Genomic DNA, 22680 nt, shown 5'->3' on the forward strand with positions numbered 1-22680 from the left:
GGGACAGGTGGCCGTTTTGCGATCGGAATGGGTGGCAACTTTGATCGGAATACGCACCCACCAGAAGGGGAGTGATATTGTAAGCATCCAGAAGCCTAAGATAGGCTATGGAAGCGGATTATTCCGGTGTGCTTTTCAGGAAAAAAGACTTGACAGCCTTATAATCGTTAGTAGTATAAAAGTAAGATTATGAGGCGCGTTTCCCTTGGATGACGTAGCGCGACGATGAGCAGAGGGACCAAGGGCGCAAGGAGGTCAGGCGACAATGAATGACCCTGAAAAGGGCCCGGCAAGGTTAAGCTCTCTTAGAAAGACTATGCGGAAGCTTTCCGAGCAGCTTCCAGGGAGCGATACGACGTTCCACCGTAAGCTTTCTCAATACGAGGATGAGATCGAGGTCCTCCAGGCGCAAGTGAAGACGCTCGAAGAGGAGGTTTATCACCTCCGGCGACGACTGGACCAAGCCCCGAAAGAGTTTGAATTTCTTCGGTCCAAACTCGACCAATCCCGCGAACAGTTGGGTCAGGCGCATCATCAGAACCAGCGGATGGTTCAGACCTTGCAGCAAGCGAAAGAGCAGATAGAGGGGCTTCGTGAGGAGGTAGAGAAGCTCTCTGCCCCGCCGAACCCGTACGGGATCTTCGCGGCAATGAACCCTGACGGGACGGCAAACATCTATACGGGTGGCCGCAAGATGAAGGTCAACCTCCATCCGGCGGTGCAATCCGAAACGCTTCGTAAGGGCCAGGAGCTGATTCTGAATGAGGCGTTCAATGTGATTGCGGCTGCAGGCTTCGATGAACAGGGTGAGGTCGTGACCCTGAAAGGCCTGCTCGATGAAGGCCGGGCTATTGTCACCCTGCGAGCCGATGAGATGCGAGTGGTAGAGCTGGCCGATCCATTACTACAACTCTCTCTCAAGGTGGGTGATCATCTGCTTCTCGACCCGCGGTCCGGGCACATTCTGGAGAAGTTACCCAAGAGCGATGCCCAGGAGTTTTTCCTTGAAGAGGTTCCAGGCATCGGCTATGAGGCCATCGGTGGGCTCGGTCCCCAGATCGAGATGATCAGAGATGCCATCGAGCTGCCTCACCTGTACGTAGACTATTTCCGGGAACACCAGCTCCAGCCTCCGAAGGGGGTATTGCTCTATGGGCCTCCAGGTTGTGGTAAGACTTTGATTGCGAAGGCTGTCGCGCACTCCCTGGCCGAACAACTGGCCAAGAAGACCGGGCAGGCGGTGAAGGGCTACTTTCTGAACGTCAAGGGTCCTGAGCTGCTGAACAAGTATGTCGGCGAGACGGAGCGGCAGATCCGGGAAATCTTCAGCAGGGCCAAGGAGAAGGCCACCGAGGGGTCGCCGGTGGTCATCTTCTTCGATGAGATGGACTCGCTCTTCCGGACTCGTGGTTCTGGTATCTCCTCGGATATGGAGTCCACGATCGTCCCGCAATTCCTGGCGGAGCTGGATGGCGTAGAGGGGCTCAAGCACGTTATCGTCATCGGGGCCACGAACCGGCAGGACCTCATCGACCCGGCGGTACTGCGTCCGGGACGCTTTGATGTCAAGATTAAGATCGACCGGCCCGACCAGAGTGTGGCCGATGAGATCTTTTCGAAGTATCTGACACCTGAGCTGCCGTTCGCAGCTACGGAGATCAAGGCCCATGGGACACCTGAAAAGGCAGCAGCAGCCATGATTGAGGCGACTATTCAGCTTCTGTACGCCGCAGTCCCGGAGCACCGCTTTCTGGAGGTCACCTACGCCTCCGGTCAGCAGGAAACGCTCTACTTTAAGGACTTTGTCTCAGGGGCGATGATCGAATCGATCTGTACAAGGGCCAAGAAGCGGGCGGTCAAAAGGATGATCGCGACGGGCGTCAAGGGCTTGACGGTTGAGGACCTGCTCGATGCAGTCCGGACCGAGTTCAGGGAGAATGAAGATCTTCCAAATACCACCAATCCGGACGACTGGGCCAAGATTGCCGGGCGGCGGAGCGAGCGTATTGTCAATGTTCGGACAGTCTTTGACCGTGAAGAGAAGCGGTCCCGCAAGGTTGAAACAATCCCAACCGGTCACTATCTGTAATGTGTGCGTTCAGCGATTAGCTTTCAGCTAAAACCAGAGCTTGCGAGAAACAGCTCACAATTCCTAAGATGAGGATGTGAGCAGAGATCTTGAGTTGTCTTGTCTTGCTGACCGCTGATTGCTGACGGCTGAACGCTTACCCTGCGACGAGGACACATGGCGATCGAAAAGATCATGGGGACCGAGACCGAGTTGGGGATCAGTGCCAGGGATCCTGCCGGTTTCGACCCCGTGTCCGGATCTAGCCTGTTGATTAATAGTCATCGCCCCATCGCTGAGGTGAGGACGATGTGGGACTATGTGGGCGAGAATCCGCTCCTCGATGCCAGAGGATTTGAGGTAAGTGGGGATCACGAAAGGCCAAGCCAGGCGGATAATCGGACCATCAACAAGCCACTTCGAAACGGCGGCCGTCTCTATGTTGACGGGGCCCATCCCGAATACTCCACGCCGGAATGTACCAACGCCCGAGATCTGGTCTGTTACGAGAAGGCCGGCGAGCGGATCTTCGAATTGTGCCTGGCCTCAGCCAACCTGACCCTTCCGGAGCGGCAGCGGATCGTCATCTATAAGAATAATAGCGACGGAAAAGGGAATAGTTACGGCCATCACGAGAACTACTTGATGGAGCGGCGGGTTCCCTTCGACCAGATCGTCCAGGGATTTGCTCCTTTCTTAGTGACCCGTCTGATCTTTGCGGGCGCGGGCAAGGCCGGGGCCGAAAATGGCGCTGACCCTTGTCACTACCAGATCTCTCAACGGGCCGATTTCTTTGAAAGCTTTATCGGCCTCGACACCATGGCTAAGCGGCCAATCATCAACACCCGCGATGAGCCCCACGCCGACGAGGAGAAGTACCGCCGCCTGCACGTCATCGTCGGCGACTCCAACATGTCGGAGGTCGCGACCTACCTGAAGGTCGGGACGACCGCCATTGTCCTGGCCATGATAGAGGACGGCTTCATCAAGCGCGACCTTACCCTCGAGGACCCCGTGCGGGCCATCAAGGAGATCTCCCACGACGTGACCTGCCGGCGCCGCGTGCGGCTGAAGCGCGGCAAGGAGTTCTCAGCCATCGAGATCCAGCGCGAGTACCTGGACCTTGCCCGCGAGTACTACCAGGACCGGGAACGGAGTCCCCAGGTGGCCGACCTCCTGGAAAGGTGGCAGCATGTCCTGGACCAGCTCGCTCTTGACCCGATGACCCTGCACCGCGAGCTCGACTGGGTCATCAAGCACGCGCTCATCACCTCCTACATCAACCGCAAGGGCTGCTCTTTCGATGACCATCGCGTCTTCATGCTGGACCTGCAGTACCATGATCTCCGTCGGGACAAGGGACTCTACTTTACCCTCGAGCGCCAGGGATATGTTGAGCGGATCGTCACCGACGAGGAGATTCTCCTCGCCATGAAGACCCCTCCTCCGGATACCCGGGCCTACTTCCGCGGGATGTGCCTCCAGAAGTATCCCGACGAGGTCTATGGGACGAGCTGGAGTTCGGTCGTTTTTGATACCGGAGAGGCTTCGGTAAAACGAGTTCCCATGGTCGATCCGTTGAGGGGCACGCAGAAGTTGACGGCCGAGGTACTGGAACGCTCTGATACTGCCGCGGAGTTATTGGAGAACATCGCGGTCTAACGCAAACGCGCTCCATTGATGGATACTGATGCCCTTACTTGCCGACTTTATGGATCCTGGATCGAGCTTTTTTGACCTGCTTCGGCAGAGTCGGTCGGATCTTCTACCACAGATGCAGATCAAGCTAGAAGGACTTTCGCAAGCCGAGAACCGGGAGCTGAAGGAGAGCCCTCACGGAACCACCATCCTGGCCCTGAAGTACCGGGATGGGGCGATCATCGCTGGAGATCGGCGGGCGACCGAGGGTTTCCAGATCTCGTCGCGACGAATCGAGAAGGTGTTCAAGGCGGATGACCACTCAGCCATCGCCATTGCGGGCGTCGCCGGTCCATGCATCGAGATGGCCAAACTGTTTGAAGTTGAACTCAGCCACTATGAAAAGCTGGAGGGTGTGACACTTTCGTTGGAGGGAAAGGCGAATAAGTTATCGCAGATGGTCAAGGCCAACCTCCCGATGGCGATGCAAGGACTGGTGGTGATCCCTATCTTTGTCGGTTACGACGTAAGAGGCGGTAAGGGCAAGATCTTCAAATACGACGTGACAGGCGGCAGGTACGAGGAAACAGATTACTATGCCACAGGCTCCGGCGGGAAAGATGCCCGTTCCACCATGAAGAAGCTCTATCGGACCGATTTGACCGAGGAGGAGGCGATAGCAGTCGGGCTGGAGGCGCTGATTGACGCAGCAGAGGAGGATGTCGGGACCGGTGGTCCGGACTTTGTTCGTGGAGTGTTTCCTACGGTCAAGCTGGCTGTCATGACGGGCCTGCAGGATGTGCCGGAGGCCCGCATCAGGGAGATCTGCCAGGCTATCATAGATCGCCGCAGGGAAGTCGAGCGAGGAGCATAAGCTGATGGCGCTTCCCTATTATGTTTCGCCAGAGCAGATGATGCAGGATAAGGCGGAGTACGCCCGGAAGGGTATCGCCAAAGGGAAGTCGATTATCGTTTTAGAGTATGCTGACGGAATGCTGCTGATGGCCGAGAACCCCAGCGCCTCGCTCAACAAGATCTCCGAGATTTACGATCGGATCGCCTTTGCCGGCGCCGGGAGGTACAGCGAGTTCGAGAATCTGCGCAAGGCGGGGATTCGCTATGCGGATATGAAGGGCTTCGCCTATGATCGGGAAGATGTAACGGCCAAGTCGCTCGCCAATGCCTACTCTCAAACCATCGGGAATGTCTTCAGCGAAGCCATGAAGCCGCTGGAGGTGGAGATCCTGGTGGTGGAGGTGGCCGATGGAGGGCTCCCCAACGAGGTGTACCGGATTGCCTTCGACGGTAGCATCGGCGACGAGAAGGGGTTTGCCGCGATCGGGGGGCAAGCCGAAGAGCTCCGGCTGCACCTGAAAGACAGCTACGAAGCAGGGCTTGATCAGAAGGCTGCTCTGAGGCTGGCTACGCAGGCGCTAGAAGCCGTGAGCAGTGCGAAGGTCAAGCCGCAGAGCCTGGAGGTGGCGGTTCTGGAGCGCAGTCGGATCGGTCGGAAGTTCCGTCGTCTTTCCCACAACGATCTCATGGCTATCCTCACGAATACCGATTAGTACTTGATGGGCATCCTATACTCTACGTCATTCTCGCTCCCCTCGCGTCATTACCGAAAGTCCTCCCCCTAGCTTCTCCTGGCCAAATTCGATTGACCATCGCAGGCCCTTCCGATAGGATCGAATTGGAGCAATTGCAATGCAAGAACGTATCCTTGGGCTGGAGAGCGAATACGGTCTGATCTCCTCCTCGGGCGGGGGACGGGTGAGCTTGTCGGTTGAAAGCGCCTTGGGCTATCTCTTTGAGAAGGTGGTGTCACGCCAGCGCGGGACAAATGACTTCCTGAGAAACGGCGCGCGCCTCTATCAGGATACCGGCTGTCACCCTGAGTACGCGACCCCAGAGTGCGATAACTCGCGGGACTTGGTTATCCACGACAAAGCGGGCGAGCGGATCGTGGAGGAGTTGCTACTGGGTGCCGAACAGAAGCTCCGCGAAAACGGCATCTACTGCGATATCTACATCTTCAAGAATAATACCGACTCGGTCGGGAATACGTACGGCTGTCACGAGAACTACCTGGTGCAGCGCGATGTGAGCTTCCACAAGCTCGCAGAGCAATTGATCCCATTCTTCGTCACGCGCCAGGTATTCGCGGGCGCAGGTAAGGTACTCCGAACGCGAATGGGGAACCACTACTATATCTCACAGCGGGCGCAGCACATCTATCAGGAGATATCGGGTGCGACGACCAGTTCACGCGGTATCATCAACACCCGCGATGAGCCCCACGCCGACGAGGAGAAGTACCGCCGCCTGCACGTCATCGTCGGCGACTCCAACATGTCGGAGGTCGCGACCTACCTGAAGGTCGGGACGACCGCCATTGTCCTGGCCATGATAGAGGACGGCTTCATCAAGCGCGACCTTACCCTCGAGGACCCCGTGCGGGCCATCAAGGAGATCTCCCACGACGTGACCTGCCGGCGCCGCGTGCGGCTCAAGCGTGGCAAGGAGTTCTCGGCCGTCGAGATCCAGCGCGAGTACCTGGACCTTGCCCGCGAGTACTACCAGGACCGGGAACGGAGTCCCCAGGTGACCGACCTCCTGGAAAGGTGGCAGTATGTCCTGGACCAGCTCGCTCTTGACCCGATGACGCTGCACCGCGAGCTCGACTGGGTCATCAAGCACGCGCTCATCACCTCCTATATCAACCGCAAGGGCTGCTCTTTCGATGACCAGCGCGTCTTCATGCTGGACCTGCAGTACCATGACATTAAGCGAACCCGCGGACTGTACTACCTCATGCTGCAGGGTGGGCTGATCGATCGGGTGATCACAGAGGGTGAGATCGAGACGGCCATGACGACGCCGCCGCAGACGACCAGGGCCAAGGTGCGAAGCGATTTTATCAAATACGCGACAGAGAGGAACAAGTCATATGATGTGGGCTGGAGTTACCTGAAGCTGAACGATCGGTATCAGCGTACCATCCTATGTAAGGATCCGTTCAAGGCCTGGGATCCGCGTGTGGATGAGCTGATCGGTTTGTCGTAATGGTCATGTATGGCAGGCTTAGCTTTCAGCGACCAGCCCTTCAGCACGTTTCGGTATGGCTGTTGATAGCTGATAGCTAACAGCCGCATTACGAGAGGGAGGGGTGGTAGCCGCCATTCCTCCAGTATGTGTGACTCTGACGTGGGCGTGGCATTTGAAAGGAGTGATCGAGTGAAGGTAGAGATCAGGACACAGGATCTACTCTCCTATGAAGGAGACGCGCTTATCGTGAATCTCTTCGAGGGGGTAGGGCATCCTGGCGGGGCGACAGGAGCAGTGGACCAAGCGCTTGGAGGGTCCATCACCGCCGCCATCCGTCGCCAGGAGTTCAAAGGCAAACTGCATGAACGGCTCCTGCTGCATACCTTTGGGCAGCTTCCGGTCGTCCAGGTACTGGTGATCGGGCTGGGCAAGCAAGAGGAGTTCACCCTCGATCGTGTACGCTCGGCCTCGGCGGAGGCGATGCGCCAACTGCGTGCGGTTGGGGTGCGAAAGGTGGCATCCATCGTCCACGGCGCCGGTATCGGTGGCCTGCAGGCAGATCAGGCGGCGTGCGCCGTGACGGAGGGGGCATTGTTGGGCCTCTACCGGTTTGACAGATATAAGAAGCCGGAGGAGAACGGGCAGAAGGTCGTCCAAAAGCTGACGCTGCTGGAGTGCGACAGGGCCAAGGTTCCAGCAATGGAGGAGGGGGTGCGTCGCGGCCGGATACTGGCCGAGGCTGTGAGCTTTGCCCGTGACTTGGTGAATGAGCCGGGGAACATCCTGACCCCCTCTGAACTTGCGACACGGGCTAAGAAGATGGCGAGCGGGTTGGGTCTCACCATCAAGATCCTGGAGCGCGCCGACATGAAGAAGCTTGGCATGGGGGCGCTTCTTGGGGTGGCTCAGGGCAGCCAGGAGCTCCCGAAGCTCATCGAGGTGAGCTACAAGGGGAGAAAAGGGAAGGGGACGGGTCCGCGTCTCGGCCTGGTGGGTAAGGGGGTGACCTTCGATTCTGGAGGCATCTCGATCAAGCCGAGCGAGGGGATGGAGGCGATGAAGGGTGACATGGCTGGCGGGGCGGCGGTCCTAGCAGCTATCAAAGGGATTGCGGAACTGAAGCTCCCAGTGAATGTGACGGCTATCGTGCCGGCGGTAGAGAACCTTCCAAGCGGGACAGCCCAGCGCCCTGGCGATATCGTCAAGGCCATGAACGGCAAGACGATTGAGGTCATCAATACCGACGCTGAAGGGCGGCTAATCCTGGCGGATGCTCTCTGTTACGCCTGCGACAGAGACCTTACCCATCTCGTTGATGTGGCCACACTCACTGGCGCGGTTGTCATCGCCCTTGGGGCAGTACGGACGGGTGCCTTTACCAATGACGCCGAACTGCTGCGGCAGGTGAAGGAGGCGAGCGAGGCGGCCGGTGAGAAGATTTGGGAACTGCCCATGGATGATGAGTATGCCGAACAGATCAAGAGCGACTACGCAGATATGAAGAATGTCGGCGGGCGAAAGGCCGGGCCGATTACCGGCGCGAAGCTTCTGGCGAACTTTATCGGCAAAACCCCATGGGTTCACCTGGACATCGCCGGGACCGCGCAAACCGAGAAGGAGAACGGGTATCAGGTGAAGGGGGCAACCGGGGCCATGGTCCGAACCCTGATCTATTTGGCGATGAGCTTCGCCGGGTCTGGTAAGGGGTGAGCGCCTGCAAGATTGGGGGGAACGATTCGCCGCGGCTTATCCAGGCTACACGCGCTCAATATTCCTGTATGGTCATTGCGAGGAGCAAAGTGACGAAGCAATCTTATTGTGATCCATGCGAGAGAAGCGAGATTGCCGCGCTCCTTTCAGTCGCTCGCAATGACACTTTAGTGTGTGCTTGCCTTAGACGGCGACGCAGGTCACGGTCCTTGTGACACCCTTCAAGGTGCGGATTTTCGAGAGGACAACCGCCCCGACCGTGCCGATGTCAGTTGCTTCAACGCACGCGATCACATCGTAGGGTCCGGTCACGGCGTGAGCCGACTTGACCCCTTTTATCTTCTGTAGCGCTTTCACAATAGTGGCCGTCTGCTCCGACGCGCCTTCGATCAGGACATACGCAGTGGTTGTCATAACGCATCCCTCCTTTTGGATAACCAAGCGTTAACGTGGGGTTATGATGAAAGAACCAGATCTTTCCGCCGGCAACGTCGATCCAGGAACATCTGGCTATCCTTATGCCCTGGTCAGTAGCTCAATCTGGCGAGCGGACAATCGTGACTCGACGTATGTATACGATAGATGCCGGCGGTACACAAGCAGAAAAATACGCCGACCTGCCAAGGCGCATGAGAGCGCAATGGGGTATTTCGTTGCGTTTAGGCGCTCTTATCGGGTCTCGCTCTCGAGCTGATCTTGCACACATGGATCGACCAGGCGAGAGAGAACCCATAATCCTGTCAGGCTCAACCCATCGGGGGCGAGAGAGCTCTATCGACGAAACGATTTCCAGCTTTAATTTCTTCGTTGCCTCCCTTGCCAATTTTTTCTTTTTCGCCAGTCTCAATGCCTTCAGCTTACTTCCCCTTTACATCAAGACCCTCGGGGGGACCGAATCGCAGATCGGTTGGATCATGGGGAGCTACAGTCTGACGGCTATTCTTTGGCAGCCGCTGGCAGGCGCCTTCGTTGATCGCTTCGGGCGCAAGCGATTCCTCCTGCTGGGATCGGCATTAGGGTTGCTGGCCTCGGTCGGCTTTGCCTTCTCGACGCAAATGGATGCGCGATTTATTTTCTTTCGCATCCTGCAAGGTATCGGGTACTCCACCTTCTATATCGCCAATCTGACCCTGGTGGCTGAAATCGTTCCGTCGCACCGTCGCGGGGAGGCGGTGGGGCTTTTCGGCATCTCCGGACTCATTACGATCGCTCTCTCTCCCGCCCTCGGGGAGATCGTGATCCATCGTGCGGGGTACTCGGCTTTCTTCTTAGCCGCCGCTGTGGCCGCGGCGGGCTGTCTTCTGACAAGCCTGGCGTTCCGTAATCTCTCAGCGACGCCCCTCAAAGCTGTCTCTTCCGGCCCCTCTTTCCTGATCCCATCAGCGCGTATCCTTCCTCCAATTCTCCTCACGCTGGTGTTCGGTTTGGTCTCTGGGACGGTGTTCGTATTCCTACCGACCTATGCGATGCAGGCTGGGTTGTCGCGTATCGGTGGGTTCTACGTCGCGTACAGCGTGGCTGCGATCGGCATCCGGTTGACCTGTGGCAGACTGTCTGATAGATGGGGGCGTCAGCGCGTCATCCTTCCCTCCCTACTGCTCATGGGATCCGGCACGCTAGGCCTTGTCTGGCTCGTCTCTCCTGTTGGTCTGCTGCTGGTTGGGACGCTAACGGGAATGGCTCACGGCTTACTTTTCCCAGCCCTGAGTGCCTACGCAATCGACCTCGCAGACTCGGAGGAGCGCGGACGCTCCATTGGCGCGTTCACTACCGCAATGTTGTTGGGCAACGCCCTGGCGTCGTTCATATTCGGAATGGTCGCAGAGCAGTTCGGCTACCCGATGATCTACCTCTTGACTTCGGGAATTGTTGCGATTACGTATTTTGTATTTCTTCGTTTTCACAGGGCGTAGTATAAAGGCGTATACGCTGCGTAGCTCTCTACCATTATCTGAAAGTAACCCGAACATTGCCGTGGCTCACAGCTTCGAAAGCGGTAGGCGAACGTGGTTATACTCGATGTCCACGATCTCTACGAGATAGATAAGGGTCACAACGAAACTCCTCATCGGTCCGATAGACGGGCGGGGTGTGAGGCCTGAAGCGAGGTGATATGGGTTTCATTAGCTCATTATTTAAGTGTGGTGGGAAGTCCGGCAGGAAGCTCATCGAGGCCTCTAAATCAGGAGGCACCAAAACAGTCAAGAGCCTGTTAGCTGCAAGCGCTGATACGAACGCGAGGGATAAACATTACTGGACGGCCTTGATGCATGCGTCTTGGCATGGGCATGTCGGGGTTACAGAGCTGTTACTCAATCAAGGCGCCGAGGTGAACGCGACGGATAAAGATGGCTGGACCGCCCTGATGCGGGCGTCTTGGCATGGCCATACCGAGGTTGCAGATCTACTGCTCAAAAAAGGCGCCGAGGTGAACGTGGGCGAAAAACATGGCTGGACCGCCCTGATGCGTTCGTCTGGGCATGGGCGTATCGGGGTTACAGAGCTACTGCTCAATCAAGGCGCCGAGGTGAACGCGAGGGACAAGCATGGCTGGACCGCCCTGATGCATGCGTCTGGAAATGGGCGTACCGGGGTTGCAGAGGTGTTACTCAATCAAGGCGCCGAGGTGAACGCGACGGATAAAGATGGCTGGACGGCCCTGATGCGTGCGTCTTGGCATGGCCATACCGAGGTTGCAGATCTACTGCTCAAAAAAGGCGCCGAGGTGAACGTGAGGAATAATAGTGGCGGGACGGCCCTGATGCGTGCGTCTGAGAAAAGGCATTCCGAGACTGTAGGGTTGCTGCTCAGTCAAGGCGCTGAGGTGAACGCGAGGGACGAGCATGGCTGGACGGCCCTGATGCGTGCGTCCGAGAAAGGGCATTTCAGGGTTACGGTCATGCTGCTCAATCAAGGCGCTGAGGTGAACGTGAAGGATGATACCGGTGGGACGGCCCTGCTGCGTGCGTCTGGGAATAGGCATTCTACGGTTGCTGAACTGCTGAAGAGGCACGGGGCGTCCTAAGAACACGACGCCTGGTTTCGCGCATTGAACTTTCTAAATCGGGCGATGCTCCTGACTCTCGCGGGCCCTATCTAGAGGGTCTCAAGGTGTGGAACGGTTGCCTCGAATCCGGTGTTCTGGCAAGGATCGGCTGAAGCTGCTTACTGGACGAGATGGACGCACTGGGGTGTAGTATTTAAAAGGAGGCTATATGGGTTTCTTAGGCTCATTATTTGGGGGTGGTGGGAAACTTGGGCTCATCGAGGCGTCCAAATCTGGAGACACCGAAAAAGTCAAGAGCCTGTTAGCTGAAGGCACTGACGTGAACACAAGGGATAGGGAGGGCTGGACAGCCTTGATGCATGCCTCCAGGCACGGGCACGCCGGGGTTGTAGAGCTGCTGCTCAATCAAGACGCCGATGTGAACGTGATTGACAACAATGGCTGGACGGCCTTGATGCATACCTCCTGGAATGGGCATACAGGGATTGCGGGGTTGCTGCTTCATAAGGGCGCTGATGTGAACTTAGGCGATAAACATGGCTGGACGGCCATGATGTATGCGTCCGAGAATGGGCACATCGGGGTTATAGAGCTGCTGCTCAAGAACGGCGCTGACGTGAACGCCAGGACTAATAATGGCGGGACGCTCCTGATCATCGCGTCTACAGAAGGGCATACCGAGATTGTCGATCTGCTGCTTAAGAACGGCGCTGAGGTGAACGCGAAGGCGAATGATGGCGGGACAGCTCTGATACGTACGTCTGCAGAAGGGCATACCGGGATTGTCGATCTGCTGCTTAAGAAAGGCGCTGAGGTGAACGCGAAGGATAAAGAGGGCTGGACGGCCCTGATGCGTACGGCTTCGGAAGGGTATATCGGAATTGTGAAGCTGCTGCTTAATGGCGGCGCTGACGTAAACGCAACGGCCAATGATGGCGGGACGGCCATGATGCATGCCTCCTGGTATGGGCGTTTCGTGGTCGTGGAACTGCTGCTCAATAACGGCGCCGAGGTGAGCGCGAAGGATCGAAGGGATTGGACGGCTGAGTCGTATGCGGCTGGGAATGGGCATCAAAACATTGTTGATATGCTGGAGAGCCGTAAGGCACGCTAGGGGCAAGACGTCGGTGTCACCCATGACAATGCCTCAATTGGGCGATGCGCGCATCCCGCGCAGGCTCCATCGATAAGGTCTCAAGACGTGAGGCGGCCGTCTCTGATCCGGTGTCCTGGTATGGGATCGACCGCAGCCGTTTGCTGGACGAGATGGACGGGCTGGGATGCGGGAGGTGAAAGGAGGTCGTATGAGTTTCCTTAGCTCATTATTTGAGGGCGGCGGGAAGGGTGGTCACAAGCTTATCGAGGCGTCTAAATCTGGAGACACCGAAACAGTCAAGAGCCTGCTCGCCGAAGGCGCTGACGTGAACGCAAGGAATAAAGATGGCGTCACGGCCTTAATGCAAGCGTCCGAGCATGGGCACGCCGGGGTTACAGAGCTGTTGCTCGCTCATGGCGCTGACGTGAACGTAAGTAATAAAGATGGCGGCACGGCCCTGTTGCTAGCGTCAGAGCATGGGCACGCCAAGGTTGCAGAACTGTTGCTAGCTAAAGGCGTTGACGTGAATGCGCGGGATAAAGATGGCTGGACAGCCCTGATTCTTACGTCCTGGCGTGGGCACGCCAAGGTTGCTGAGTTGCTGCTCAATCACGGCGCTGACGTGAACGCGAAGACTACGAATAGAGTCACTGCTCTGATGCGTGCGTCCGAGAAAGGGCACGCCGACGTTGTGGGGGTGCTGCTAAATAAAGGTGTTGATGTGGAGGCCAGAGCTGGTGATGGCGCAACTGCCCTCCTACGCGCATCCTGGTATGGGCACGCCGGGATTGTGGGGTTGCTGCTCAATCAGGGCGCTGATGTGAACGCGAGGGACAATAGCAACGGGACCGCCCTGATACGTGCGACTTGGCATGAGCATACCAGAGTTGCAGAGCTGCTGATCAACAAAGGCATTGATGTGAATGCGGAAGATAATATGCATGCAACAGCCTGGATGTATGCGTCGCGCAATAAGCTTTCCAAGATTGCCAAACTACTGGAGAGACACGGGGCGCACTAAGAACAAGACCCCGGGCTTCCCAAATAATGAAATCTCTAATTGGGCTATGCGCTTTACTCTCGCAGGCCTTATCTAGATGGCCTCAAGGTGTAGGACGGCCGCCTCGAATCCGTCGTCCTGGCAATGGATCGGCCTCGACCGCTGTGCTGGACGAGATGGACGGGCTGGGGTATGAGGTCTAAAAGGAGGTTGTATGGGTTTCCTTAGCTCATTATTTGGGGGTGGTGGGAAACTTGGCAGCAAGCTCATCGAGGCGTCCAAATCTGGAGACACCGAAAAAGTCAAGAGCCTGTTAGCTGAAGGCGCTGATGCGAACGCGATAGATAGGGATGGCTGGACAGCCCTGATACATGCGTCGTGGGTCGGACATCTCGCGGTTGTCGAAGCGCTGCTCGACCGTGGCGCTGATGTGAACGCGCAGGATAAGAATGGGGGGACGGCGCTGATACGGGCGGCTTGGAAAGAACACGCTCGAGTGGTGGAGATGCTTCTTAGTAAAGGTGCTCAAGTTGACGTAAAGGATAAAGACAGCTTTAGCGCGCTGATGCGTGCGGCATGGAATGGCCGTTTCGGAGTGATAGAGATGTTACTCAATAACGGGGCGGTTGTGGATGCGAGGGACAAATTTGGTTGTACAGCCCTCATACGCGCGTCGTTGAACGGACATACCAGGATTGCAGATCTCCTGCTCAATCGAGGCGCGGACCTGAACGCGCTGGATCAGCATGGCGGGACGGCGCTGATACATGCCGCTGCGCATGGACATACCGGGGTTGCAGATCTCCTGATCAATCGAGGCGCGGATCTGAACGTACGAGATCAATACAACAGGACGGCGCTGATACGGGCCGCTGCGCATGGACATACCGGGGTTGCAGAGCTCCTGCTAAATAGAGGCACGGATCAGAACGCGCGAGATCAACATGGCGGGACGGCGCTGATACATGCCGCTGCGCATGGGCATATCGGGGTTGCAGAGCTCCTGCTCAATCGAGGTGCGGACCTGAACATGTGGGATTCCGATGGCGGGACGGCCTTGGAGCGCGCAACTTTGAATGGGCACGCTAAGGTGTTGGAACTGTTGAAGAAGTACGGGGCACAGTAAGATTAAAAGCAGCGATTGGCTATCAGCGGTCAAGGGATAGGAGTATAGGCTGAAGACTGAAGGATCCTCACAATCTTCCGCCTTCAGTCTATTTACCTTCGGCCTTCAGCTTGGTGCTGACTGCTGCCAGCTATTTTCTAAGAAGGGAGGGTGCATGGGTTTCCTTGGCTCACTATTTGAGGGTGGTGGGGGGCTTGGTCGTAAGCTCATCGAGGCGTCCAAATCTGGAGCCAGCGGAAAAGTCAAAAGTCTGTTAGCTGAAGGCGCAGATGCAAGCGCGATGGATCAAGAGGGCTGGACCGCCCTGATGCATGCGTCCTGGCATGGGCATACCGAGGTTGCGGCGCTGCTGCTCAATAATGGCGCTGCTGTGGGCGCCATGGCTAATAATGGCGGGACCGCCCTGATACATGCGTCGTGGCATGGGCATGCCGGAATCGTAGAGCTGCTGCTCAATAAGGGCGCTGATGTGAACACGAACGATCAGGATGGCTTTACGGCGCTTCTGCATGCATCTGAGAAAGGGCATACCGAGGTTGCAGAGCTGCTGCTCAATAAGGGCGCTGATGCCCACGCCATGGCTAATAATGGCGGGACGGTCCTGATGTTCGCGTCCGGGGAAGGGCATACCAGGATTGCAGAGCTGCTGATCAAACAAGGTGCCGACGTGAATGCAAGCAATAAAAATGGCTGGACCGCCCTGATGCGTGCGGCTGAGGGTGGGCACACCAAGGCTGTAGAGCTGCTGCTAAAACATGGCGCTGACGTGAATGCAAGCAATAAAAATGGTGAGACGGTCCTGATGCGTGCGTCCACGAATGGGCGTCCCAGGGTTGCAGAGCTGCTGCTCGATAAAGGCGCCGACGTGAATGTGAGGGATATTAATAGCGTAACGGCCCTGATGTATGCGTCTGCGGGTGGGAATGCCGGGGTAGTAGAGATACTGCTGAGTAAAGGCGCTGATATGAACGTCACGTCTAGCGATGGTGGGACGGCCCTCATGTATGCAACGAGGAATGGGTGTGACAGCGTTGTTGAACTGCTGGAGAAGCACGCGAAGCACTGAGAAAAGGTCTATTGCGTCCGTCGCGTCGATTGCGTTTTTTGCGTTAAACGGTGCGAGGATCATCCCTTTCGGTAAACGCAATCAGGATGGATGGCACCACATGCGGCTGCTTGTCGCATAAGATGAACGACCTGAGGTGTAAGATCTGAAAGGAGGTACGATGGGTCTCTTTGGCTCATTATTTGGTGGGGGAGGTGAGAAGCCTGCCGATAGGCTCATTGAGGCGTCGAAGTCCGGAGACATTGAAAAAGTCAAGCGCCTGCTGGCTGAAGGCGCTGATGTGAACGCGAGAGATGCAGATGGCTGGACGGCCCTGATACATGCGTCCTGGCACGGGTATACTCCGGTTGTGGAGCTGCTCCTGAATAAAGGCGCCGATGTGCATGTAAGGGATAATAAAGGCTCTTTGGTGTTGATATATGCGTCTTGGAGAGGGCATGCCCCGATTGTCGAGCTGCTGCTGAATAAAGGGGCTGATGTGTATGTGAGGAATGAAGATGGCGGGATAGCCCTGATGCATGCGTCCAAGCACGGGTATGCCGGGGTTGTGGAACTGCTGCTGAATAAAGGGGCTGATGTCAACGCGAGGGATCGCGAGGGCTGGACTTCCCTGATGCGAGCGTCCTGGTACGAGCATGCTCCGGTTGTGGAGCTGCTGCTGAATAAAGGCGCTGATGCAAACACAAGGGATCAGAATGGCGGAACACCCCTGATGCATGCGTCCAAGCACGGGTATGCCGGGGTTGTGGAACTGCTACTGAATAAAGGTGCCGATGTGAATGCCAAGGCGGGTAATGGCGCTACCGCCCTGGTGTATGCATCTGAGTATGGGTATGCCGGGGTTGTGGAACTGCTACTGAATAAAGGTGCCGATGTGAATGCCAAGGCGGGTAATGGCGCGACCGCCCTGATGCTGGCGTCTGGGAATGGGCATGCCGGGAGCGTAGAGGCACTTCTCACTCATGGCGCTGACGTGAAGGCGGAGGATCATAATCACCAGACGGCCTGGATGTACGCCTCTACTCACGGGCATACTAAGGTGGCTGAACTGTTGGGGACGCACGAGGCGCACTAAAATTGAAAGAAACGTTCAGCTATCAGCTATCAGCCCTTACCGGTACGTCTCCTGTTTGTACCTGAATCCGACACCTGACCGCTGACTGCTGCGAGCTACTTTCGGCTCCTCTTCCAAAGGTGCCAGAGCGATTGAAGGTCTGCACAGCAGTTATAGAGGTTGCCGATATCGCCCCAGAACGTCCGGTAGCCATTGGCTAAATACCTCGTGAGGGTCTGGACAGAGAAAGTACCAGGGTTGGAGGAGGGGTAAGTGAAAGCGGAATCAGAGATGAGGGGAAGCGTGCGGAGGGGCGGGGGCGCCGATGAATTTGAGAAAGGCGTTGCAGATGGGTGAGCGTGAGCGGTGGCGGTGGGTGATGAGGTAGAACTCTCTGGTCAGCTTCAGGCCTGCGACGGGAATAGCGTTGAGTTCGTGGTGCCTGATGTCGCTCGCGACCGCGAGCCTTGAGATAATAGCGATACCGCCGCCCGTTTTGACCGCTTGCCGGATCGCCTCGTTACTTCCCATCTCCCCGATCACCCTGAAGGCGCCCATCGATAGATTGTGCTGCTCCAGGGCCTGCTCCATAATCTTGCGCGTTCCAGAGCCTCGCTCCCGAATGAGAAATGGCTGGGTCGGCAGCTCGCTTGCCTTAACGCTGCTCCGGGACGCCCAGGGGTGCGTGGGTGGTACGACTAAGACCATCTCGTCTTCGGCAAATTTCTGGTACTCAAGCCTGCCATCGTCGAATTGTGCGCCAACGGCGCCGACCTCATACGCGCCGTCGATTACTGCCTCGATGATCTCTTTCGAGTCAGAGACCTTGAGGACGACAGAGATGTCCGGGTACTGGGCTCTGAACCGTCCGATCAGGGGCGGCAGTAGATAGCCGCCAGGGATGCTGCTGGCGCCGAGCATCAGTTCTCCCTTCAGCCCTCCCTTGAGCTCGTCGAGGGCCTGTTGGGCTTCCTGGCGGAGAGCCAGGATCCGCTTGGCATAGCGATACAGCAGGTTGCCAGCCTTTGTTGGGGTGGCCCGGTGTCCGAGGCGATCTAGGAGCCGGACTCCCGCCTCTCCTTCCAGTTTCTTGATGTGGCCACTAACCGTGGGCTGGGTCAGGTAGGCCGCCTTGGCTGCCTTCGAGAAGCTTCCTGTTTCGACGATTCCGCAGAACAGTTCGAGGACGTGGATATCCATGATGGGTCTTCTACCTTCTGCGCGGGCAGGCGCCGATCGCCTCTTGATACAGTTGGAGATAGTTCTGAATCTCCCGTTCCCTGGAGAACTCTCGCTCGATCTTCTCCTTCCCGCTCTTCCCTAGCGCGTAGCGGAGGCGAGGTTCGCTGATCAACCGCTCAGCCTTGCGGGCGAACTCCGCCTCCGAATCGAAGAGCAGCCCATCGACCCCATCTTGCACTACCGATCGATTCCCCTCGATGTCCCTTGCCAGGACGGCTCGCCCGCAACTCATCGCCTCCAGGATGCTATTGGCCATGCCGCCTTCGGATAGCGACGTATTGATCACCACATCTACGGACGTAAGTATGGCGCAGACCTGCTCGTGAGGTACCGGCCCCAGGTAGAAGGCCCATGGATAGTCGCGCAGAAGTTCCTGCAATCTGACCCCTTCCGCCGCCTCAATGATCGGTCCAACGAAGACGGCCTTGACCTGGGGATACCGTATTCTGAGCGCGTCAAGTGGCTTCAGGCAGAAGGTGACATCTTTTATACGCCGGATGCCTGAGGGGATGCAGAAGATCAGATCGTCCGGCTGAAGACCCAGGTGCTGTCGGAGATCGAATGGCGTCTCCTGGCAGCGAACCGTCTGGCCGATCACTCGTATTCGGTGTTCTACCTCGGGCAGTTCTCCGACGAGCTTGACCCGCATAACGTCGTGAAAGACTACGATACGCGTTGCCCGTTGAAGAATATTCATGACCCCTGTCCTCCGGTGAGGATCGAAGAGATCGGTGTTCACATCAGTTCCGGTGACGGTGAGGATCGAGGGGATGTCAAGCCGGAACGCGGCGTCCGTCACGATCTGCCCCGAGGAGCTGACATGGAATCCATGGACCAGATCAGGTGTGAATTCTTCCAGTGCCTGCAGGATCTCGCCTGGCGAGATCTCATTCTCCAGGGACCAGACCCGGACGACCACACCCTGATCTCGCACCCCCGACTCGATACGCTGGACCGTGATCGAATTACCTCGGACGGAGGGGAAATAAAAGGGAGTGACAATGCCCAGTCGCATCTGTCTCCTCAGCGGCTGAATAGTTGCTGCAGCACTTTCCCAAGGTCCTTATTCCGAGCGTCCCCCAGGAGTTTGCCGACGTCCGTTCTTATGCGCCCCTCGATGCGGCCCATTTGAGGGGTGACCACCAGATCAGGCGAGGTTCCCTGCACCTTGGCCTCGATCGTCGTTTTCGCCACCTTGGCTGTCACGTCGAAATCCAGGGCCTGGGTGAGCAGATTAACGCTCCCGACAGCAAAGAACTTGGCCCCATCCCGAAGTAGCGTCAGATCCCTGGTTCGTAGAGTTCCACCGTCGAGAGTCCAGTGGGCGCTTAGGAGATCGAACTCACTCAGAGCAGAAGAAGAGATGCCTGTTCCCTTCAGGAACGGATCGACAGTTTTGGAGAGCCGTTCCAGGGGTGCATAGCCGATGACGCGGCCGTTCGCCAGCGTGATGTCGGTTTGACCTGAGGCCCTGGCGAGCGCCCCAGGTCCGAGTTGCCCCGAGAGCTCTATCTTCGAGTTCAGCGTCATCCTCCCACGTAAGGTCCACTGCGGCTTCTGGATCGCATCCAGTAATGGTTCGATCTGGACCCCCTCCAGATGCGTGGTGACCCTTGTATGTGGTGCCCGCCCACTGAAGGAGAGCGCCGCGTCGCCTGACAGAGTGCCGCCATAGAAGCCGCCTTGGAGTCGACCGATGGTGAGTAGTCCGCAACAATAGCGAAGGTCGCCTTCTGCGGTGGTCATGACCAGCTTCCCCCAACGCAGAATGCCGGAGCGTAGGTGCCCCTCCACCTGGAGTCCGGCGACTTCGGGGGAATACTGAGTGCGAAATCCCCCCACCCCCCCTTTATCAAAGGGGGGTACGGAGGGATTTGAAGCACGGGATGCGGGGCGCGGAGTGTCGGCAGAGCTGGAAGAATCCGTTCCGGCGCCTGCCGCGGTTACTATGGCCACAATTGGTTCGATGGAGAGGTTCGGTGTATCCAGCCAAAACTGGAGGCGGGGCGACTTCTGGATTGCGAGGTGGAGGCGGCCAGTAGTGACTTGGCCCTTCCAGAGCAGGTTGACCTGTGGAAGGTCAAGCCCATCGACCCCCCAGCGCCCCTTTACCCGCAGCCACGCCTTGTCCCCCGGTGCCTTACCGTTCTCTTCTCCGCCTGTCCCCGCATGCTTTAAGAGGGGAAGCGCCACACCGATACGCTGCAGATTGGCTTCGGCCTGCAGATCGAGGACCGGCCACTCGCCAACAGCCTTCCCCTCAAGATCGAAGGTTCCGCTGAGCGCTGCGACGGATGGAGAGGAGCGTGGTAAGCCGAGTGACGAAGCCAGCTGTGCGGCCTCTATGCCTCGCGCGTGAAACTCCACCTCAATCGGATGGCGATCGCCTTCAAAGGGTTGTAAGCTTCCGGTCAGGTCAAACGAGCCGGATACGTTGCCAGGCAGGGGTCCGCTGGCATGGATACGGATGGGGCTGCGGGGAGCCGGCGCCGAGATGTCCAGGTTCACATCCTTAAGCTCCAGCCTGGCCGGTCCATGAGGGTAGAGAGGGCTCTCGAGAACGAGGGCTCCATGGCGAACGGCCAGTGCCCCTGCCACCAAGATCGGCAGGGCAGGCTGTCCTCTGCCTACTCTCGCGCCTTCAGTGCGGCGCGGTTCGGCGGCTACCCCTCGCGCGGTTGGCCGAATCAAGTCATCGAGATTCCACCCCTCCGGCCCCCTGGCCAATCTGATGCGGGGCCGGTCAAGGCGGATGCTCCTGATCTGGATTTCGCCCTTGAGGAGCGGAAGCAGCTTGAGCGCGACATGAAGTTGCTCCGCGTCTAAGAACGGTTCAGACCGCGGGGCACGATCACCAATAATCAAGTCCCGGATAGTCACCCCGGGCGACGGCAGGAGGTGTACTCGCAAGCTGCCTGCGGTCACTGTGCGGTTCAGCAGTTGACTGGCTCGGCTGGTGAGGATTGCTCGGTACCGTTCCTGGTCCAGCAGAAGCGGGCCTGTGAGGACCGCCACGACGAGCCCGCCAAAGACCAGGAGCAACCCGAGGAGCCACCGCCGCCCTCTTCTTGTCACCTTACCCGTCCCCTCCAGGCTCCTCTCCCTTGAGTCGCGTGAGAAGTAGCTCGCCCACCACCCGTGGGTTGGCCTTGCCGCGACTGGACTTCATCACCATGCCAACCAGGAAGGTGAGGCTTTGTACCTTCCCTTTGCGATAGTCGGCGACCGGTCCAGGGTGTTTGGCAAGCACCTCCTCAACAATCTGGAGTAGCTCGTCCTGGTTCGAGATCTGGGTCAGTCCCTGCTCTTTGACGATCAGTTCAGCCGACTTCCCGGTTTGATACATTTGTTCGAAGACAGTCTTGGCAATCTTACCGCTGATCGTCCCACTAAGAAGCAATGTGAGGAGTGCGGTCAGTTCCGCCGGCGGGATCGGACTATCGATAATCCCACGGCCATCCTTGTTCAAGAGGCCTAAGAGTTCCACCATTACCCAGTTACTGGCGAGTTTTGGCTCGTGGGAGGCCTGTGCGACCTCCTCGTAGTAGTCGGCAAGTGGCCTGGAGACGGTCAGGACCGCGGCATCGTAGTCCGGGATCCCGTACTCCCGGGCAAACCGATCGCGGCGCTGCTGCGGTAGTTCGGGTAGAGTCGCGCGGATCTCGTCGATCCACTGCGATGAGATGACAAGCGGGACCAGGTCCGGCTCGAGAAAGTAGCGATAGTCATGAGCGTGTTCCTTGCTTCGCATCGGCAAGGTCAGCTCCTGGTCGGCGTCCCACAACCGTGTCTCCTGGACGATCCTTCCTCCTTCTTCGAGGATCCGGGTCTGTCGCTGGATCTCATAGGCTAAGGCCTTCTGGACGCCCTTGAAGGAGTTCATGTTCTTGACCTCAGCCTTGACCCCCAGCTCCTCCCTCCCAGTCAGGCGCAGCGAGACGTTGGCGTCGCAGCGCAGGCTGCCTTCATCCATATTGCCGTCGCAGACCTCCAGGTACACGAGGATAGCCCGGAGCTGCCGGAGATATTCTCCGGCCTGTTCCGGGCTGCGGATGTCGGGTTCGCTGACGATCTCCATCAACGGCACGCCGCTGCGGTTAAAGTCCACCAAGCTGGAGTCGGCGACCTGCAACGTACCAGCATGCAGCAGCTTGCCGACGTCCTCTTCGAGATGGAGACGATGTATTCGGATGGATGTCAGCACGCCGCCAACCGGGAATGCGACCGTCCCACGTTGGGCCAGCGGAAGTTCGTACTGAGAGATCTGGTAGTTCTTCGGCATGTCTGGGTAGAAGTAATTCTTCCGGTGGAAGCGGGACGATGGAGCGATGTCGCACCCGAGGGCAAGCGCGCTCTTGATGGCGAACTCCACCACCCGTTTGTTCAGGACCGGCAAAGCGCCAGGCATCCCCAGGCAGACCGGACAGGTATGGCTATTTGGCGGGGCGCCAAAGGCGGTGCTGCAGCCGCAGAAAATCTTTGACTTAGTCAGGAGCTGGGCATGCACCTCCAGCCCGATGACCGCCTCATACCTAGTTTTGAGTTTTGAGTTTTGAGTTTCGAGTTCCATGTTTGGATTCCTTGTTACGTGGTAACTACTCAGGTAGATAGACTGTAGGCTTTTA

18 protein-coding genes are annotated in these 22680 nt (G+C 57.6%); 13 read left to right on the plus strand and 5 right to left on the minus strand.

Annotation, left to right across the window (positions count from 1 at the left end; genetic code table 11):
• Positions 1-265 precede the first annotated feature (265 nt).
• From arc to CLG94_RS00670, 6 genes are all read left to right on the plus strand, one after another.
• Complete coding sequence (arc, locus tag CLG94_RS00645) at positions 266-2089, plus strand: proteasome ATPase (RefSeq protein WP_193450618.1); 1824 nt, start codon at positions 266-268, stop codon at positions 2087-2089.
• A gap of 156 nt (positions 2090-2245) precedes the next feature.
• The gene (dop, locus tag CLG94_RS00650; protein ID WP_107560977.1) at positions 2246-3730 is read left to right on the plus strand and encodes a depupylase/deamidase Dop; all 1485 of its coding nucleotides are present in this window, start codon (positions 2246-2248) and stop codon (positions 3728-3730) included.
• Positions 3731-3758: 28 nt separating this feature from the next.
• Positions 3759-4580, plus strand: a complete 822-nt coding sequence (gene prcB, locus CLG94_RS00655) for a proteasome subunit beta (protein WP_107560978.1) — start codon at positions 3759-3761, stop codon at positions 4578-4580.
• Positions 4581-4584: 4 nt separating this feature from the next.
• On the plus strand, positions 4585-5274 hold the full coding sequence (gene prcA / locus CLG94_RS00660) for a proteasome subunit alpha (RefSeq protein WP_107560979.1): 690 nt from the start codon (positions 4585-4587) through the stop codon (positions 5272-5274).
• A gap of 139 nt (positions 5275-5413) precedes the next feature.
• Entirely contained in the window at positions 5414-6772 is a 1359-nt protein-coding gene (gene pafA, locus CLG94_RS00665; protein WP_107560980.1) for a Pup--protein ligase, read from the plus strand.
• 171 nt (positions 6773-6943) lie between these two features.
• Complete coding sequence (locus CLG94_RS00670; protein WP_161953943.1) at positions 6944-8464, plus strand: leucyl aminopeptidase; 1521 nt, start codon at positions 6944-6946, stop codon at positions 8462-8464.
• A gap of 183 nt (positions 8465-8647) precedes the next feature.
• Here the strand turns inward: CLG94_RS00670 and CLG94_RS00675 are convergent, their stop codons facing one another.
• Positions 8648-8878, minus strand: coding sequence for an Lrp/AsnC ligand binding domain-containing protein (locus CLG94_RS00675; protein WP_107560982.1), 231 nt, complete (start codon positions 8876-8878; stop codon positions 8648-8650).
• Between the two features lie 290 nt (positions 8879-9168).
• Between CLG94_RS00675 and CLG94_RS00680 the strand changes: the two genes are divergently transcribed.
• From CLG94_RS00680 to CLG94_RS00710, 7 genes are all read left to right on the plus strand, one after another.
• Positions 9169-10377: an MFS transporter gene (locus CLG94_RS00680; RefSeq protein WP_161953944.1), complete on the plus strand. Its 1209-nt coding sequence runs from the start codon at positions 9169-9171 to the stop codon at positions 10375-10377.
• A gap of 200 nt (positions 10378-10577) precedes the next feature.
• On the plus strand, positions 10578-11489 hold the full coding sequence (locus CLG94_RS00685) for an ankyrin repeat domain-containing protein (protein ID WP_107560984.1): 912 nt from the start codon (positions 10578-10580) through the stop codon (positions 11487-11489).
• A 190-nt stretch (positions 11490-11679) separates the two neighbouring features.
• Positions 11680-12585: an ankyrin repeat domain-containing protein gene (locus CLG94_RS00690; protein ID WP_107560985.1), complete on the plus strand. Its 906-nt coding sequence runs from the start codon at positions 11680-11682 to the stop codon at positions 12583-12585.
• Positions 12586-12775: 190 nt separating this feature from the next.
• The gene (locus tag CLG94_RS00695; protein WP_107560986.1) at positions 12776-13588 is read left to right on the plus strand and encodes an ankyrin repeat domain-containing protein; all 813 of its coding nucleotides are present in this window, start codon (positions 12776-12778) and stop codon (positions 13586-13588) included.
• Between the two features lie 193 nt (positions 13589-13781).
• Positions 13782-14693, plus strand: a complete 912-nt coding sequence (locus CLG94_RS00700; protein ID WP_107560987.1) for an ankyrin repeat domain-containing protein — start codon at positions 13782-13784, stop codon at positions 14691-14693.
• 154 nt (positions 14694-14847) lie between these two features.
• Positions 14848-15759, plus strand: coding sequence for an ankyrin repeat domain-containing protein (locus CLG94_RS00705; protein WP_107560988.1), 912 nt, complete (start codon positions 14848-14850; stop codon positions 15757-15759).
• 160 nt (positions 15760-15919) lie between these two features.
• Positions 15920-16834, plus strand: a complete 915-nt coding sequence (locus CLG94_RS00710; RefSeq protein WP_107560989.1) for an ankyrin repeat domain-containing protein — start codon at positions 15920-15922, stop codon at positions 16832-16834.
• A 264-nt stretch (positions 16835-17098) separates the two neighbouring features.
• Here the strand turns inward: CLG94_RS00710 and CLG94_RS00715 are convergent, their stop codons facing one another.
• From CLG94_RS00715 to gatB, 4 genes are read right to left on the minus strand one after another with little or no spacing between them, the layout of a single operon-like run.
• Positions 17099-18013, minus strand: coding sequence for a selenium metabolism-associated LysR family transcriptional regulator (locus tag CLG94_RS00715; RefSeq protein WP_107560990.1), 915 nt, complete (start codon positions 18011-18013; stop codon positions 17099-17101).
• 10 nt (positions 18014-18023) lie between these two features.
• Positions 18024-19070: a glycosyltransferase gene (locus CLG94_RS00720; RefSeq protein WP_107560991.1), complete on the minus strand. Its 1047-nt coding sequence runs from the start codon at positions 19068-19070 to the stop codon at positions 18024-18026.
• A gap of 8 nt (positions 19071-19078) precedes the next feature.
• A complete protein-coding gene (locus CLG94_RS00725) occupies positions 19079-21130 on the minus strand; it encodes an AsmA family protein (RefSeq protein ID WP_107560992.1) in 2052 nt (683 codons plus the stop codon).
• 1 nt (position 21131) lies between these two features.
• On the minus strand, positions 21132-22625 hold the full coding sequence (gene gatB, locus CLG94_RS00730; RefSeq protein ID WP_107560993.1) for an Asp-tRNA(Asn)/Glu-tRNA(Gln) amidotransferase subunit GatB: 1494 nt from the start codon (positions 22623-22625) through the stop codon (positions 21132-21134).
• Positions 22626-22680: the final 55 nt, after the last annotated feature.

The sequence above is a fragment of the Candidatus Methylomirabilis limnetica genome (assembly GCF_003044035.1).
Lineage (GTDB): Bacteria > Methylomirabilota > Methylomirabilia > Methylomirabilales > Methylomirabilaceae > Methylomirabilis > Methylomirabilis limnetica.